The organism is Aureimonas psammosilenae (assembly GCF_009176975.1).
In the GTDB taxonomy this organism is placed as follows: domain Bacteria; phylum Pseudomonadota; class Alphaproteobacteria; order Rhizobiales; family Rhizobiaceae; genus Plantimonas; species Plantimonas psammosilenae.
In genome coordinates, this window is sequence record NZ_WEZG01000007.1 from 44,166 (window position 1) to 59,923 (window position 15,758).

The 15,758-nt window shown below is 60.8% G+C and carries 9 protein-coding genes and 2 tRNA genes; 5 read left to right on the top strand and 6 right to left on the bottom strand.

Annotated features, from left to right (window positions below; all coding sequences use genetic code 11):
* Nucleotides 1-318 precede the first annotated feature (318 nt).
* Nucleotides 319-912: a TetR-like C-terminal domain-containing protein gene (locus F9929_RS13790; RefSeq protein WP_152047165.1), complete on the bottom strand. Its 594-nt coding sequence runs from the start codon at nt 910-912 to the stop codon at nt 319-321.
* 92 nt (nt 913-1,004) lie between these two features.
* Here F9929_RS13790 and F9929_RS13795 point away from each other — a divergent pair, with 92 nt between their 5' ends.
* The 3 genes from F9929_RS13795 to F9929_RS13805 all read left to right on the top strand — a co-directional run bounded on the left by F9929_RS13795 (nt 1,005) and on the right by F9929_RS13805 (nt 6,440).
* A complete protein-coding gene (locus tag F9929_RS13795) occupies nt 1,005-2,744 on the top strand; it encodes a peptidoglycan D,D-transpeptidase FtsI family protein (protein WP_235919302.1) in 1,740 nt (579 codons plus the stop codon).
* Between the two features lie 124 nt (nt 2,745-2,868).
* Nucleotides 2,869-5,310, top strand: a complete 2,442-nt coding sequence (locus tag F9929_RS13800; protein WP_152047166.1) for a penicillin-binding protein 1A — start codon at nt 2,869-2,871, stop codon at nt 5,308-5,310.
* Nucleotides 5,311-5,516: 206 nt separating this feature from the next.
* Nucleotides 5,517-6,440, top strand: a complete 924-nt coding sequence (locus tag F9929_RS13805) for a 2-hydroxyacid dehydrogenase (protein ID WP_152047167.1) — start codon at nt 5,517-5,519, stop codon at nt 6,438-6,440.
* A 395-nt stretch (nt 6,441-6,835) separates the two neighbouring features.
* Here F9929_RS13805 and F9929_RS13810 read toward each other — a convergent pair whose 3' ends face one another.
* The 5 genes from F9929_RS13810 to F9929_RS13830 all read right to left on the bottom strand — a co-directional run bounded on the left by F9929_RS13810 (nt 6,836) and on the right by F9929_RS13830 (nt 13,604).
* On the bottom strand, nt 6,836-7,381 hold the full coding sequence (locus F9929_RS13810; RefSeq protein ID WP_152047168.1) for a recombinase family protein: 546 nt from the start codon (nt 7,379-7,381) through the stop codon (nt 6,836-6,838).
* Nucleotides 7,382-7,592: 211 nt separating this feature from the next.
* Nucleotides 7,593-10,916 carry a DEAD/DEAH box helicase gene (locus F9929_RS13815; RefSeq protein ID WP_152047169.1) on the bottom strand — a complete coding sequence of 1,108 codons (3,324 nt, stop codon included), beginning with the start codon at nt 10,914-10,916 and terminating at the stop codon, nt 7,593-7,595.
* On the bottom strand, nt 10,909-11,697 hold the full coding sequence (locus tag F9929_RS13820) for a hypothetical protein (protein ID WP_235919304.1): 789 nt from the start codon (nt 11,695-11,697) through the stop codon (nt 10,909-10,911). Before F9929_RS13820 ends, F9929_RS13815 begins: the two co-directional genes overlap by 8 nt.
* 117 nt (nt 11,698-11,814) lie before the next feature.
* The gene (locus tag F9929_RS13825) at nt 11,815-13,443 is read right to left on the bottom strand and encodes a DUF6538 domain-containing protein (protein WP_152047171.1); all 1,629 of its coding nucleotides are present in this window, start codon (nt 13,441-13,443) and stop codon (nt 11,815-11,817) included.
* A gap of 85 nt (nt 13,444-13,528) precedes the next feature.
* A tRNA-Phe gene (locus tag F9929_RS13830) sits at nt 13,529-13,604 on the bottom strand.
* Nucleotides 13,605-13,811: 207 nt separating this feature from the next.
* Here F9929_RS13830 and F9929_RS13835 point away from each other — a divergent pair.
* Nucleotides 13,812-13,886 (top strand) — tRNA-Thr (locus F9929_RS13835).
* 94 nt (nt 13,887-13,980) lie between these two features.
* Nucleotides 13,981-15,606 carry a site-specific integrase gene (locus F9929_RS13840; protein ID WP_152047172.1) on the top strand — a complete coding sequence of 542 codons (1,626 nt, stop codon included), beginning with the start codon at nt 13,981-13,983 and terminating at the stop codon, nt 15,604-15,606.
* Nucleotides 15,607-15,758 lie beyond the last annotated feature (152 nt).

Here is a 15,758-nt window from a genome sequence, read left to right on the forward strand (position 1 = left end):
CTCTGAATGTGGATTGGTCTTAGATCACCGCACAGCTAAGATCGGTCGTTGCGCGCAAGTCCGTCTTGGCGACGTCCTCAGCGGTCGCTACCGGATCGCTGGCAGCCTCCTGCATGCGGGCGAGCGTCTCATTCGTGATGTCGGTATAGACTTCTTGGAAGCCGCCTTATCCAATGATTTGCGCTCATGCATTGGGTCAGAAGCTGGTGGTGAGCGCCGAGCCCGGTATGACCGCTGCATTGCGGATGCCGAACGGAGCCAGTTCAAGCGCAGGCGTTACTGCCATCGGAACAGAGCACGGGAGACTGCGGAGCCGTTTCAGCTCGGCTGAATGCGCTGTTGTCGTTTGAACGATCGAAACTCCCCGTCCAAGCGCATCGCCAGATCTACAAGTTCGAGCTGGTAATCCTTGTCCGGCAACTGGTCTGCAAACGCGAAGCGATAGATCACCGGAGCGACGAGTAGGTCCATGAGGCGGTCCGGGTCGTGCCCGGCCTCGCCCCTCGCGTCGGCGCGCGCGATCAGGGTCAGGAAGTTGGCGTACGGGTAACCCGCTACGGTCTTGGCGAGCGCAAGGTCCGCCACGCGTTCCTGAATCAGGCTTCGACCCAGCCCCGTCGCCATGTCGTCGACGAAGCGCTCGAGCCAGACCTCCAAATCCCCGCGCAGGCTGCCCGTGTCCGCGAGCTCCGGGTCGGCGCGGAGGTTTCCCGCCGCGACGTCCGCCACGAGCTGCCCGACCGTTCCCCAACGGCGATAGATGGTGGACGGCGTGACGTCGGCGGCCTGGGCCACCATGGGAAGCGTCAGTTCCCGGTCCGGGTCTTCTTCTAGCAACGCCTTAACGGCACGGTGCACCGCGATCTGGATACGCTCGCTCCGCCCACCCGGACGGATCATCGGCTGACGCATGTATTAACCTATCCGTAATCTACTAATGCAAAAATTTTGCATTAGGTCTTCCAAGCATCGGCGTCCCCGCGACGCTAGCGCGGAACGCGCTGATGATCATCATAAGCGGGATCGCTTGCCAAATGCCGGCAAAGGGTAAGAACCAATTCGGGATGCCCTCGAGGTTGCACGAGGGCATCGGTCGGGGACGGCGGCGGCCCCGTTTCGTGGTCGCGGCCGTCGGCTTCGCGGCCGCCTACGCGGTCATCGGGATCCGGCTGATCCAACTCGGGGTCGCCAGCGTGCCGGAGACCGCCGCCGTGGCGGATCGCGTCAAGCCCTCCCGGCCGGACATCGTCGACCGGAACGGTGTTCTCCTTGCCACCGACCTCAAGCTGGCGTCCCTTTATGCGGAGCCGCGCAGCATCCTCGACGCGGACGAGGTCGTGGAGAAGCTGTCCACTGTGCTGCCCGACCTCCCGATGGCCGAGACTCATCGCCGGCTCCGGACGGAGCGGGCATTCATCTGGCTCGACCGTCATCTAACTCCCTCCCAGCAGGCCATGATCCACGCGCTGGGCCTTCCGGGGATCGGGTTCCGGCCTGAGGTGGCGAGGATCTACCCGGCCGGAAACCAGACGTCGCACATCCTCGGCCTGACCAACATCGACAACCACGGCATCTCCGGGATGGAGAAGTGGATCGACCAGCAGGGCCTTACGGACCTTCAGTCGGCGGGTCTCGGCTCGGCGGGCGAACTGGCCCCGGTGCGGCTGTCTCTCGACATCCGCGTCCAGAACGTCCTGCACCAGGAACTCGCCAAGGCGATGGAGACCTATCGAGCCAAGGCGGCGGGTGGCGTCGTTCTCGACGCCAGGACGGGAGAGATCATGGCGATGGTCTCGCTTCCCGATTTCGATCCGCTGGTTCCGGCTGAGGCCAACGAACGCGATCGACTTAACCGGATCGCAGCGGGAACGGCGGAGATGGGGTCGACCATCAAGACGTTCACGACAGCCATGGCCCTCGAGATCGGCGGGGCCACCTTGAACACCCTGTTCGACGCGAGCCGCCCGCTTCGGGTAGGGCACCAGAGCGTCCGCGATCCCCACAGCAAGGGGCGACCCCTGTCGCTGGAGGAGGTGTTCCGCTTTTCCTCGAACGTCGGGTCAGCGCACGAGGCGCTTATGGTCGGCGTTGATGCCCACCGCGACTTCCTGCGGCGCGCCGGCCTTCTCGACCGCCTGCGGACCGAGCTTCCGGAGACCGCCCAGCCCATTCAGCCACGGACATGGTCCCAGGCGACCTCCATCACCGCGTCCTTCGGACACGGCTTCGCGACGACGCCGTTGCAGACGGCGGCGGGGATCGCCGCAGTGCTCAACGGCGGCAATCTCATTCCGCCGACGTTCCTGACGCGGTCGCGGGAGGAAGCAAACGGCCTCGCCACCCGCATCGTCAGCGAGCGGACCAGCGCGGCTATGCGGTTCCTCTACAGGGACAACGCCGTCCGCGGATCAGGCAGACGCGCGAACATCGACGAGCTGCGCGTCGGCGGAAAGACCGGGACGGCCGAGAAGGTCGTCGACGGCCGATACTCGCGGGACCACAACTTCAACGCCTTCGCCGCCGCTCTCCCGATGGACGACCCGGAATACGTCTACCTCGTCGTCGTCGACGACCCGAGGCCAGAGAGGCCCGGCATGGGATCGACAGCGGCCTCCAACGCGGCCCCCGTCGCCGGGGCGATCATCGCCCGAACGGCCCTGATGCTCGGGGTGAGACCGAGTTTCGGACGCGTCGCCGATGCCGAAGTGACTGCGGTGCCTGCTCCGCGGCTCTCGGACAGGTGAAGCCACTTCGACCTGTTGCGTTAGGATCCACCCAAGGTTAATGCAAATAAATTGCATTAGTCTTGGGTGTGCCGTAAAGCCGTGGTCTCTGACGGGCAGACAGACACCCTTTCCCGGAGTTACCATGATCAGGCTCGCAGGCTACCTGTTCGCCATCGCCAGCCTCTTGCTGCTCGCTTTCGCGGGAGCCGCCTTCTGGCAGTTCCGCCTTATGGCCCGCGACCTTCCCGACTACAAGGTCCTCGCCGACTACCAGCCCAAGGTCGCGACGCGCTTCTATGCGGGCGACGGCGCGATGATGGCAGAATACGCCATGGAGCGCCGGCTCTACCTGCCGATCCAAGCGATCCCTCAGCGCCTGAAGGACGCGTTCCTTTCGGCCGAGGATAAGAACTTCTACAACCATTCGGGTGTGGATCTCGAAGGCATCGGGCGTGCCGCGCTTCTCTACCTGCGTGGTGGGCCCATGCAAGGCGGCTCGACCATCACGCAGCAGGTCGCCAAGAACTTCCTTCTCACCAATGAGCGGTCCATGGAGCGCAAGGTGAAGGAGGCGATCCTCTCGCTCCGCATTGAGCGGGCCTATTCCAAGGATCGCATCCTCGAGCTCTACCTGAACGAGATCTATCTCGGCATGGGCTCCTATGGCGTCGCCGCCGCATCGCTTGCCTATTTCGACAAGTCGGTGAACGAGTTGGAGATCCAGGAGGCGGCCTATCTCGCCGCGCTTCCCAAGGCGCCGGAGAACTACAACCCGTTCCGCGACCCGGACGAGGCGATCGGCCGCCGCAACTGGGTCATCCAGCGGATGGCCGAGAACGGGCTGATCTCGCAGGACGAAGCCCTCGCCGCGATCGCCAAGCCGCTCGGCGTCAACCCGCGCCCGAGCGGAACGTATCTCGCATCGGCGGAATACTTCACGGAAGAGGTCCGCCGCCAAGTCGTCGCGCGCTATGGGGTCAAGGCGCTCTACGAGGGCGGGCTGACGGTCCGCACGACGCTGGACCCGAAACTCCAGATGATGGCGCGGCTCTCCCTCCAACGCGGGCTTGTGGCCTTCGACGAAGCCAAGGGATGGCGCGGACCGTGGGCGAGCGTCGAGGTGGGCGCCGACTGGGGCCGGACGCTCGGCGCGATCGAGCCGCTGGCGGACGTCCCAGAGTGGCAGCTCGCAGTCGTGCTCACGTCGGGTCCGGACGGGATGAGCGTCGGCTTGCGGCCGTCCCCGTCCGCGTCCGGGGGGATCGGCGCGGAGCGCCGCATCGTAACCGTCTCGCGTCCCGACATGGCGTGGGCGTTCAGGGTGGTCCGGGACGGACGGACGCGCACGGTGCGTTCGATCGAGGAGGTGGTCTCGCGCGGCGACGTCGTCTTCGTCGAACGCAAGGCAGACGGCGGGGGCTACCGCCTGCGCCAGGTCCCGAAGGTGCAGGGCGCGCTCGTGTCGATGGACCCGCGCACGGGGCGCGTTTTCGCGATGGCCGGCGGGTTCTCCTACTCGCAGTCGGAGTTCAATCGCGCCACCCAGGCGATGCGCCAGCCGGGATCGTCCTTCAAGCCGATCGTCTACGCCGCCGCGCTCGACAGCGGGTACACCCCAGCGTCCGTCGTGCTAGACGCCCCGATCTCGTTTCCCGACGGGCGCGGCGGCGTCTGGGAGCCGAGCAACTATGGTGAGGGAACAGGGCGGGGCCCATCGACCCTACGGACCGGCATCGAGAAGAGTCTCAACCTAATGACGGTGCGGTTGGCGGCCGACATGGGCATGCCACTTGTTTCCGAATATGCCGAGCGCTTCGGCGTCTACGACCATCTTGCTCCGTACCTGCCTATGGCCCTGGGCGCCGGGGAGACAACCGTGATGCGTATGGTCTCAGCCTATGCCGTCATGGCGAACGGGGGGCGCTCAGTTGCCCCGTCCCTGATCGATCGCGTGCAGGACCGGAGCGGGCGGACAGTGTGGCGACACGACGCTCGCGAGTGCGTCGGCTGCAACGTCGCGGCTTGGGACGGACAGACGGAGCCCGACCCCATCGACCGCCGCGAGCAGGTCCTCGACCCGATGACGGCATATCAGATCACCTCGATGATGGAGGGCGTCGTCCAGCGCGGGACGGCGACCGTGGTCAAAGAGCTCGGCGTGCCCGTGGCGGGCAAGTCCGGCACGACAAATGACGCCAAGGACGCTTGGTTCGTCGGCTACACGCCGAACCTCGTGACAGGCCTTTATGTCGGCTACGACGCCGCGACGTCGCTGGGGACGAATGTCAGCGGCGGGGGGCTGGCAGCGCCCATCTTCTTGGACTTTATGCGCGGGGCGCTGGCCGAGCGGCCCGTCGCGCAATTCGCGATGCCTGCGGGGATGACGCCGACGTCGATAGACCCGCGGACGGGCCGCGCCTCCAATGCCGGGAGTGCCATCGTCGAGGCCTTCAAGCCGGGAACCGGACCCGCGGACACTTACGAAGTGATCAGCGGCCACACGATGCCCGGCGCCCCGTCGGCCGCGATCAGCCCGACCGCCCGCGAGTCGATCGCGGGCGGTGCTGCGGCGGGCTTGTTCTGAGGCGGACGGGCATTGCGGTTGGCAGTGGGGGCTTACGGACCCGCTAAGCCGCACCCCAGGCGCGCAAGTGCCCGGCAGCTTGCGGGACTAGGCATGCATCTCAGTACTGCCGCCTACCCATCGTCGGCCGCGGCTACTGCGGGTCTTGGCTTGCGCATCGGTAGCTCGACGCAACGGAATGAAAATTGAATCCAAAGGGCACTTCGATGGGCTTTCTCTTTCTTTCTGATGCTGAAAGGGCTCGGATTTTTGCAGCGGAGTTTGCACAAAGCCTCCCCAAAATTCGCTTCGCCACATCGCGCGACGAGATCGAGCCATCTCAGGTAAAATACCTACTCACCTGGACCCCGCCTGACGATCTGGCCACCTTTTCGAATCTTCAAGCAGTTTTCTCGATCGCCGCCGGCATCGACCAGTTCCGCCTGGATGCGCTTCCGCCGCATGTTCGCTTGATACGGATGGTGGAGGAAGGCATTGCGCGGATGATGCAAGAATACGTGGTGATGGGTGTCCTTGCCCTTCACCGTGACCTGCCAGCCTATGTTGAACAGCAGAAACAAAGGGTTTGGCATGCTTTGCCGAGACGGCAGGCGGAAGATCGACGGGTCGGCGTTCTCGGCCTCGGGCAACTCGGCACAGCCGTTCTCGAAAGGTTGCGTCCGTTTGGCTTCCCGCTTGCCGGCTGGAGCCGGTCGCCGCGCGAGATCGAAGGCGTCGCTTGTTACGACGGACCGGACGGGCTCGGCCCCTTTCTTGCGCGAACCGACATCCTGATCTGTCTCCTGCCCCTGACGCGGGAAACGCATGGGCTTCTGTCAGCCGAACTCTTCGCGAGCTTGCCGGCGGGAGCCGGCTTGGTTCATGTCGGACGCGGAAAGCAGCTCGACGCGCCAGCGCTTTTGGCTTCGCTGGATAACAATCACCTCGCGGGTGCCGTCGTGGACGTTACCGATCCTGAACCGCTTCCCCGAGACAACCCGCTTTGGGGACATCCGAACATAATTTTAACGCCACACGTGGCAAGTGTCACGCAGGCGCGAACCGCCGCCCGCGTTGTGGTCGATAACATTCAACGGATGGATGCTGGGTTGGACCCAATCGGCCTTGTGGATACCGTACGTGGTTATTGAGAACTCAAGCCTCGGAGTTTCCTCGACCATCAGAGTGAACCGTTCCAGCAAGGAGCCGGATTAGTTGTCTATGCTCCAGCTCCCTCATGGTGGCTGTAGCGTTCGGCGTCGCGTCGGCTTCTCGGGTGCTGTCTGTCGCCATTACCTTGCCGAACGAGGAGACGCGGAATGTCAGCTCAGCGATAGCAAGCTGCCGTTGGGCACATTCCTTGATAAAGACCGCTTTGTCCCAACGCCAGTCGCTCTGACCGCCGTTCCGAACTCAGTTCACGAACGGCGGGTTTCAGGATCGCGCGAGGTCAAACCGAACGACCGCGTTGGGCGCAGAGCAGACAGCCCTCGATCCCAGATTTCAACGATAAGACTGGTTGAGCGACTGTCGTGCTTGGGAAGCGTCATACCGTTCCCAGAATACGGTAAACCTGCATCCGTGAGCACCCGACCGTTCTTGCGATGGCCGCTGGTCCAAAGCCCTCAGCGTGCAACGCGGCGACGCGGGCACGGTCGAACCGCTGTTTGCCACCTTTGTAGACGCCGGCGGCCTTCGCGCGTTCGATGCCTTCGCGCTGTCGCTCGCGGATGAAGCGGCGCTCCATCTGAGCTACCATGCCGAGTACCGTCAGGATGACATGCCCCATCTCGCCGCGGGTCGTGACGTGCGGGTCGAGCACGGTCACGAACGCCTCCCGTTGCTCGCACTCGTGAATAAGATTCAGCACGTCTCGGGTATCGCGGCCTAGGCGGTCGAGGCGGGTAACGACGAGTTCATCGCCGGGTCGAAGGAACTCAATGACGGTCGCGAGTTCGAGGCGACCGTCACGGCTCGCCCCCGACACCTTTTCCGATCTAATGATCGCGCAGCCCTCAGCCTTCAAGCGGGCAAGCTGAATATCGAGGTCTTGATCGAGCGTGCTGACGCGGGCGTAGCCGATGCGGGCCATGATGTCACCTCAAGGTTTAAGCCCGAGGCTACCCTGTCACAAATAGGCGTCGTCAACACAGAAGTGACGTTTTCTCGAATAGCATGGCGTCACAACGGGATCGACGCTGTGATGTGTACCCTGGTGTCACACCACCAAATCCAGTTCACCCGTCAATAACGGCCACCCGTCTTAGCTAGCAAGGTGAACGGTTTTCACGGGTCACCTCATTCTAATCATCAGTATCGACCTGAATAGTCATCGACGAGTTGGAGGACCCAGCGTCAAAGTCGAGAAAAGAGGCAAGCGCCATGGCGTTGCGGACGCGCATCCGGGTCTGCTCGAAAGGTTCATTAATTGTCGAGCCAGTTAGATGCGGAAGAGCCGATTCATATTGTCGACGGGCCGCGACGCGCGACACCGTACGACCGGCTTCGAGCCGGACCGCAAGCGCCTCTGGACAATCGCAACCTTCCCGTAGAATGCTGGAAAGCGTGGCTAGGACCGTTGGGATTTCAGGCTTATCGTCCGGCGAGATCGCCGCTAGACGATTGAGTAGCAGTCTGGCCGGCAAGCTGGCGACGAAAGCGAGGTCTGGAGCTACCCTCGTGGCGAAGTGACGGGCGGTAACGCAGAAGCCGAGCTTTGTAGGTCTTCCTTCGACAACCGCTTCAATGTCGCAAAGGGGGCGACCGGACATCCAAATAGGAAGAATCTTGGCGATTAATTCAAGTGCCTGAACTGCACGCTCATCGTCGGTTGCAAGCTTCTTATAAGCATCGCCAAACAGTCCCTCTAAACCTTCTGGACGAACCAAATCCATGAGGCGTCGTGGGGTTTGCTGCACCCATGCAAGCAACGACACCATTATCTGTGGGGCGCTTCCAACAAGTGCGCCGCTATCTACGAGATGAAGCAAACTCTCCAAGAGTTCCGTTGACAATCCAGTTGAAGCAGCGGTTGCGCTTAACCAACTGACTTCAAAGGCTGATGCTGCTGGTCGTGCTGCGACCGCTGCCGCTGTTCGTGAAAGAAGCCAAGCGGAGTCACCAGCCCTCGTTTTCGAATAGGCCACAAAAGATCGCTTTAGCATGATTTCAGCTGGATCAGGCCCACCGTCAGCCTTCGCGACCGGGAGCCTTCCAAGTAGATATGCCGCCGAACCTGTCAAAGTGATGCCGTTGTGAATATCGTCGAGCGCCGCCTCCATAGGATCCTCGATGACCAAACATTGGTCCGACTGCCCAAATATAGCCTGGAGGTCCATCCAATCCTTGCCAACGACGGACTTCGCCTGGTCAAAGCCAATGACGTGACTTGGAACTAGTAGAACAAAACCTTGGGAGCCCTCGCCAGCGCGTCCCGCGCGACCAGCCGCATTAAGTAACTCATGCGCTTCGAGCTGCTTCAGCTTGTCAGCTTTGGAGTCAAAGCGGCTATCACCGCAAATGATGACCACCTCGCTGGGAAGGTTCATGCCTTGCGCAAGCGTCGATGTTGCAAACAGCGCGTAGATGCCGTCCTTCCGCTTAAAAAGACTTTCGTGAAGTTCTCTTTCGGTCGCAAGAAGCAATGCGTGATGACTGGCTGCGCCGGTTCTAACCTTTCCATCATCGTCAACGGTAAGATAACAATACTGGGGGCCACCCATTTCCTCGACAGCGAGTCTGCGCCACGCCGCCTCTTCCTCGGTAAGAGTAACTTCCTGGGGTGTCAGATGCTCAACGAAATCCCGCACGCACTTAGTGCATGCGGTCGTGCTCTGAACAAACACTAGGGTTTTCATGCCAGCCCCAACGGAGCCTGACGCGATGGAAGTGCTCACCTCGTTGCCGTTGGGGGTAAGGTACCAACGGGCGCCGGTGCTAGCGCTCAAAAGCGTCGGGGACTCAATTAGAGCACGGAGTGTGTAATCCTCATGTTTGGTAGAATTCCAAGTCTGTCGCAAACCAAAGAAGCCGAAAGGGATAGCTGACAGCCCGCGTTTCACAGCTGCTGGAACAGCCTTCTGACTAGGCTTCGCAACGCGTGCGGCCGTTAATCGACCACCGAGCTCATTGAGTCGACTCATATCGTAGACGACACAGCCTCGTGCTTGTCGCGTTGGCTTCCAGGCTAGGTCAAGGGCTAAACAGTCTCGGTTCGTAAGAGTTTTGAGCCAGCCGGATAATTCTGCGGTATTTTTCATCATCGCGGACAAGAGTAGTAAGTCCGCTTGAGGTGCAGCTTGGGTCAACTGCAGAAGGCATAGCATACTGTCTAAGCCGCGTCGGCTCCGGTCATCGGGGCGAGCGTGCATCAGGTGGCATTCGTCGAAAACGATAAGGCCAAGATCAACGAAGGCCTCCGGCTGCATAGATAACAACATCAAGCAGCGTTCAGGCGTAGTCACGACGATCTCAGGAAGCTCCAACTCCACCGAAATGGCTGCTTCGTCATCAATGTCTCCGATCACCGAAGCATCTCTGAATGTTCGTTGCAAAGCTTTTGCGGTCTGGGAGACTAAGGCATGAGTCGGCGCCAGGAAGACAATTTGCTTATTTTGGAGAAGGGCCGCGGCGATTTTCAGTTCCGATAGAGTGGACTTCCCGGCGCCCGTTGGAAAGCTGATTGCTGCGGACTGTCCAGGTTCAAGAAAGCCTTTCTCGATTGCGACTCTATGGTTCTGCCACAAGAATGGACGGGACCTTACCATACGTCGTAATATTCCTGCCCAACCGGCGGGGTCAATTCCAGTAGGTGCAGGTAAATGAGCGAGAGCTGCTGCGCTCATATCTTTCTCGGCGGATATTAACAAATTGGCGAGATGTAAGGGTCCCGAGAAGACGCTAAAAGCCGCGCGGCCATCGCCGAACGGATCAGTGATTTCGTCGATGCACAATCTCTTGACGCGCTGAAATATATGGTGCGCGCCCGCTAGGCCATCAGCTCTCCGCGTATTGCGTAGTTGGCGGGCGAGAGCATGCACGCCGCTAAGTAAGAGATCAAGAAGGGCTTCTAAAGCCCGATCCTCGGGTGCTATGGCCACCGCCTCAGGAAGCGGATCCGAGATTATTTCAGCCAATCGCCCTTCTGCTAACTTTCTCAGCGCGACGAGCAGGGCGCGTTCTATTGGTCCAATGGAGACGTCGTCAAAAACGATCCTTTTTGCAGCTTCAGCCGCGTCCGGATACGCCTCAGCGATGAGGAATAAGAGTGATGCGCTAATCTCTGAACTAATACTTGTGATGCTAATCCGACTGGAAGATTGAGTTCCGACCCGAGCGAGCCGTCGAGCTTGGTGCGCCGAGGCGGCTACGAAGGCCGCAGCGGCTCTATTTTCTCGATCCGGCATTAAGGCCACGTAGATTTCGTGGGTCGCAGCCAATCGGGTCAGCAGTTTTAGGGTCTCTGTTACTTCAGTTCCTTCAGGGTCCGGCGACCCAGTACGCAATCGAATACGCGCAGCCACCACCGTTGCGAAGGCCTCGGTTAGTATTTGAGGCAGGGCCGTAAGATCAAGACCCTCCAGGGGTGGGGCTCTTTGGATAAGATCAATTGTTTCGGGGTCAAACATGGTCGGGCATATTGAAGATTTTGACGATCACGAGGTTTGCGAAAGCATCCATCCATGGCCTTAGGTCTGGAACATGCATTGTTTCAGCGTGACGCCGACTTGTGTCGCCTGGGGCGCAGCTATCGAAATCCTTGAAAAGGGCCATGCGCGCTTCAACGGCAGCATGCGACTTATCAACCGTGATCGCTACCCGATACCGCCGCGCTTCCTTCCAGGCTATCTCCTCAACCGCCGCATCAACATCTAAGTCTGGGAAAGACCTCATTTGGGTTTCCAAAAGCGCGCTGACCTCCTGCCCCAGTTCGTTGCTGCGCTCCCCTTGTTCCAAACGTGCGATGCCCGGCCATACATCCTCACGGATTGTGGCGCGGGGGTTTTCAGTCGCCTTATCCTCGAAGACAACGACCGCGATGACCTGGCCTTTCTCGCCCAATTCCAGTTTCAGACCATCGAAGCCTTTATGAGCTCTAATTAAGTGCGGCGCCCTGATCGCGACTCCACTGTTCTGGTGAGCTGCAATCCACGAAACCGCCTGGAACATCCATCCATCGCGGTGCCAAGGCTTCTCATCAACCTTGAGCGATAGGAGAGCTACGGCATCTTTCTTCGCTGCTTGAGTTACTCTGACCGCCGGCGCATCTGCCCCGAGCAGAATTTTGCTAACGTGCCTGTACTGACCGACGGCAATCCGTGCTACCTGCTCGGCTAATGCATGCTGATCAACTACGATCCATTCCGAACCTTCGCAAAGGTTAGGTGCGGTTGCCTTCTGAAGTGTCAACATTACTCGGTAGCCGTCATGCCGGAACTGATCATCAGTTACACCAACAACCAATAGGGTAAGAGCAGTTCGTGGTGGTGAAGCCTACATCTTAGCATCCTTCTCAGCCCGGTCGAACTAGATAGCGAACCTTGGTAGCTTACCGATAGCTGCTGCTTTCGCCCGAAGGGTGACATCGCCGTAATGGTCGGCGACCGAGCGGCCGGCATGGCCCTGGATCGCGTTGTAGACCCGGGCCTCGATCTCGGCGTCGATGCACATCGTGGTGAACAGGTGCCGCCAGCCATGGTTCGGGGCAACCATTGGGTCCGGCACGATGGGCCTTACGAACTCACGCATCCGGTTGAGAAGGCCGGCGAGGGGCCCGAGAACGTCGCCATCCTCGGCAGGGATCAGGAATAGCGGCCCGTTCGCGCTCGCCTTTACGAAGTCCGGGAAGCCGAGTTCGATCAGTTGAGGGTGAAGGACGACATCGCGGGCCTGGTTGGTTTTCACCGTGCCGGCCTCAGGCGTAATGCGCATCACCCAGAATTCGCCTTCCTGCCGAACGTCCTGGCGTCGCATTTGGCCGATCTCGCCAACTCGAGCGCCGCTGAAGGCGCATAGCCAAGGAATCCATCGCTTCGCCGCCGCCGTGCAGGCCTGTTCCCTTGGGCCGGCTTGGTAAGCGAGGGCGGCCGACAGGATGGCGTGCGCTTCGACTTCGATGAACCCCTTCGGCCGAACCTGCGCTTTCTTACCAACCTTGATCGTCAGGCCGGTCGCTGGGTTCACTGGCAGCTTCCGGTTCATCACCGCCCAACTGAACAGTGTCTTCAAGGCCGAGAGGTCGCTATCCTTCACGGTTTTGGCGCTCGGGATCTTGCCGGTCCGTTTCGAGGGCGTGCTGAGTCGGTGGTCCTTGAAGGCGACCACATCGTCGGCCGTGATGCGAGCGGCATCGTCGTGCTTCAGGAAGGCGACGAAGCCCTTGACGGTGTTCTGGTAGGATTCGTGGGTGGATGGCTTGCGGCCGGCCGCCTGCGCTTCGCGCCACCATGCCTCGAACAAGCCCGTCATGGTCAGCGCGGAAGCCTTTTTCGATGCCGACGCCGAGCGTTTCGAGGAGGAGGCCGCTCGGGTGTCGGTGATCCGCAACGGGTTCGCTGCAACCTCGCCCGCGAGCGCCGGGACCTCTTCGGGAGTAAGCCGCCCTTGCGATAGGTCGGCGAGCGTCAGACTGGCACGCTGGAAGGCGGCCCCGATGGCCTTCGCGAGCTTAATTCGGCTGTAGCTGTCCACCTTCAGCCCATGGTGGGCGAGACAGTTGTCGGCTTGGACGAAGCAGAACCGCTGCATGGTTTGAACGAACAGGTCATCGGGCGCGAGCGTCTTGCCATCGCCCGGCAGCCCGTCCGACAGGCCCTTGGTCCAAAGCCGACGATAGAGTCCCAGGTGCCATGTGAACTGCTCGCTCGGCTCCTCCCCGTGCATCCTCAGCCAAGCGTCGTGCGCCGCCACGGCCAGCGTATGACATTCGCGTTCCGTCAGGGATCGCTCGCCGGCCCTGAGGTTTGCCCAGCGGCTTTCGACCTCGGCTGAAGCCTTGGCGTAGCGAACGCGCGCTTCGGCAGCGTCCTTGGTGGCAAGCGTGATCAGTTCCTCGCGCTTGCCGACAAGGGCGCGCAAGTCGTTCGGCACGGCGCGCCGAAACCAAAAAACGCCGGTCTTAGGATGGGGCCAGGGTTGAGCCATTCGCAGGGCCATTTGTATCACCCGTTTGTATCAACGGGCTGCCCGTAAGTCGATGATTTAGCTCAACCCTTTGACTTCACAGCACGAACCGGAAGGGTGGTGCCCAGGGACGGAGTCGAACCGCCGACACTGCGATTTTCAGTCGCATGCTCTACCAACTGAGCTACCTGGGCCCGGCGGCACCCCTTTTGTCGGGGAGCGTCGCAAGGTGGGTGCCTTATATGAAGAAGCTTTTTGGCTGTCCAGCCCCTTTTCGGGCGATGGAACGACATTGAGCGGTTGGGCGGCTCGAGGATGTCGCAGGCTTGAGCGGACCTTGCGCAATCGTCGCGCGCCGCCTTGCGTTGGCCGTTGTCCTATGCAAAAAGGCCGCCACGAAAGCTGCGGTAGCTCAGTGGTAGAGCACTCCATTGGTAATGGAGAGGTCGAGAGTTCAATCCTCTCTCGCAGCACCATCGTATCCCGCTGAAATTGCTGGAAGCCCTTGTGTAGCAGGGGATTTGCTACCAGAATCCCTACCAATCGCACTACCAAAGCGGCGGCAGGGAAATGGCGAACAGGCTTCCATACGAGAAGACGATAGGCGGCGCGATCTACGTCCGGCTTGTGATCCCGCCCGCGCTTCAGCCCTTCGCCAACAATCAGAAAAATATCTATCGTCCGATCGGCGCCACGCGGCAGGAAGCCAAGCGCAACCATGCCCGCGCCCTGGCGTCGGCTCAAGACGAGATGGACGCAATCAAGCGCCGGAAGGCGGAAGCCGAAGGCGCCCAAATCATGCGCGTCTCGCGGCGCTATGCTGAAATGACGCCCGACCAGATGGCGCGCGAACACTACTGCTCCCGGCTGGCGTTTGATGACGAACTTCGCAACGATCCGCGCTATGCGGCAAGTCCGATCGATGACGAGCTTGTTGAGATCGTCCGCGACATCAAAGCGGGACGCGGCACGGATGCCGAGATCGCGCAGGCGCTAGGCGGCGCTCTCGCTCGCTTCCGGGCGCGTGGCAATACCGATGCCGAGCCGCAAACTGCCAAATGGCGCGAGATCGCGAGAACCGTCGCTTTCGCTGAATATGAAGCACTCTCGCGCGTTGCCGAGCGCGACGAAGGGGATTTCAGTGGTAAGCCGGAAATGCCGGCTCTTCTCGTTGACGAGTCGGACCCGGTTCCGGCCGTTCCGCTTATGAAACTCTTCGATAGCTACTTCCTTGAGCTTGCCGCATCCGGCCGTGGCGCCGAAGCCAAACGGCGCTGGAAGCCTGTCATGGAGCATCTGATTAAGTTCCTTCAGCATGACGACGCGCGTCGCGTGACGCGGGCTGACGTGCTTCGGTGGAAGGACGATCTCTTGACGCGGCTCGCGCCGAAGACCGTTCGGGACTCAAACCTCGCGGCGCTTAAGGCCGTCCTGCAATGGGCGAAGGATAACGATCGGATCGCCGACAACCCGGCCGCTGACGTGAAGGTTCGCGTGACTGAAAAGCCGCAGGAACGTGAGAAGGGTTTCACGGATGCCGAGGCCGTTGCGATCCTCACAGCCGTTGATGCCTACCAGCCCAAGCATTCCGATAATCCGCAGACTCGCGAAGGCGCCGAACTCACAGCGGCGAAACGTTGGATGCCTTGGCTCTCGGCTTTCACAGGCGCCCGACCCGCTGAACTGGCACAGCTTCGCGGGCAAGACGTTCAAGAACGCGACGGCATTTCGTTCCTTCGCCTGACGCCCGCCGCTGGCTCCGTGAAGAGCGGCCAATACCGGGACGTTCCCCTTCACCCACAACTCATTGAGCGCGGCTTTTTGGAATTTGCCAAGGCGGCAGGGGAGGGGCCTTTGTTCTTCAAGATCAGAACGAAGAAGGATGCTTCCGGGGCGCGTTCGATCACTAATCCATTCACCGCGAGCAAGACCGTTTCCGGCCGCGTATCGGAATGGCTCCGCACCTTGCCGGCTATGCCTTCCGAGATGGAGCCGCAATATGCTTGGCGTCACCGCTTCAAGACGCTTGGCGACGATCTCGACATCAAAGCGCGCGTCGTGGATGCCATCCAGGGCCACGCGCCCCGCACGGCTGGCGAAACCTATGGCGACGTTTCGTTGAAGGCTCGCAAAGCCGCGATCGATCGCATTCCCCGCATAGAGATCGGGAACGCCTCGCAAGACAACGAAAAATAAATCTCGACGCACGTCGATTTTTGTTGCAGCCGTCGAATCGCATATGAGACAATAATCTCAAGTCAACGATTTGAGAACTAGAGTTGTCGTCTCGCCATCGAAAAGCAAAACAGCGAAAGATTGCCTCGTCTACCGAGGTTAAGAGCGATGTC

Coding starts and splice junctions, on each gene's coding strand:
- F9929_RS13810 (WP_152047168.1), bottom strand. CDS start 7,381: ATGGCCCGCATCGGCTACGCCCGCGTCAGCACGCTCGATCAAGACCTC.
- F9929_RS13815 (WP_152047169.1), bottom strand. CDS start 10,916: ATGTTTGACCCCGAAACAATTGATCTTATCCAAAGAGCCCCACCCCTG.
- F9929_RS13805 (WP_152047167.1), top strand. CDS start 5,517: ATGGGCTTTCTCTTTCTTTCTGATGCTGAAAGGGCTCGGATTTTTGCA.
- F9929_RS13825 (WP_152047171.1), bottom strand. CDS start 13,443: ATGGCCCTGCGAATGGCTCAACCCTGGCCCCATCCTAAGACCGGCGTT.
- F9929_RS13790 (WP_152047165.1), bottom strand. CDS start 912: ATGCGTCAGCCGATGATCCGTCCGGGTGGGCGGAGCGAGCGTATCCAG.
- F9929_RS13795 (WP_235919302.1), top strand. CDS start 1,005: ATGATCATCATAAGCGGGATCGCTTGCCAAATGCCGGCAAAGGGTAAG.
- F9929_RS13840 (WP_152047172.1), top strand. CDS start 13,981: ATGGCGAACAGGCTTCCATACGAGAAGACGATAGGCGGCGCGATCTAC.
- F9929_RS13800 (WP_152047166.1), top strand. CDS start 2,869: ATGATCAGGCTCGCAGGCTACCTGTTCGCCATCGCCAGCCTCTTGCTG.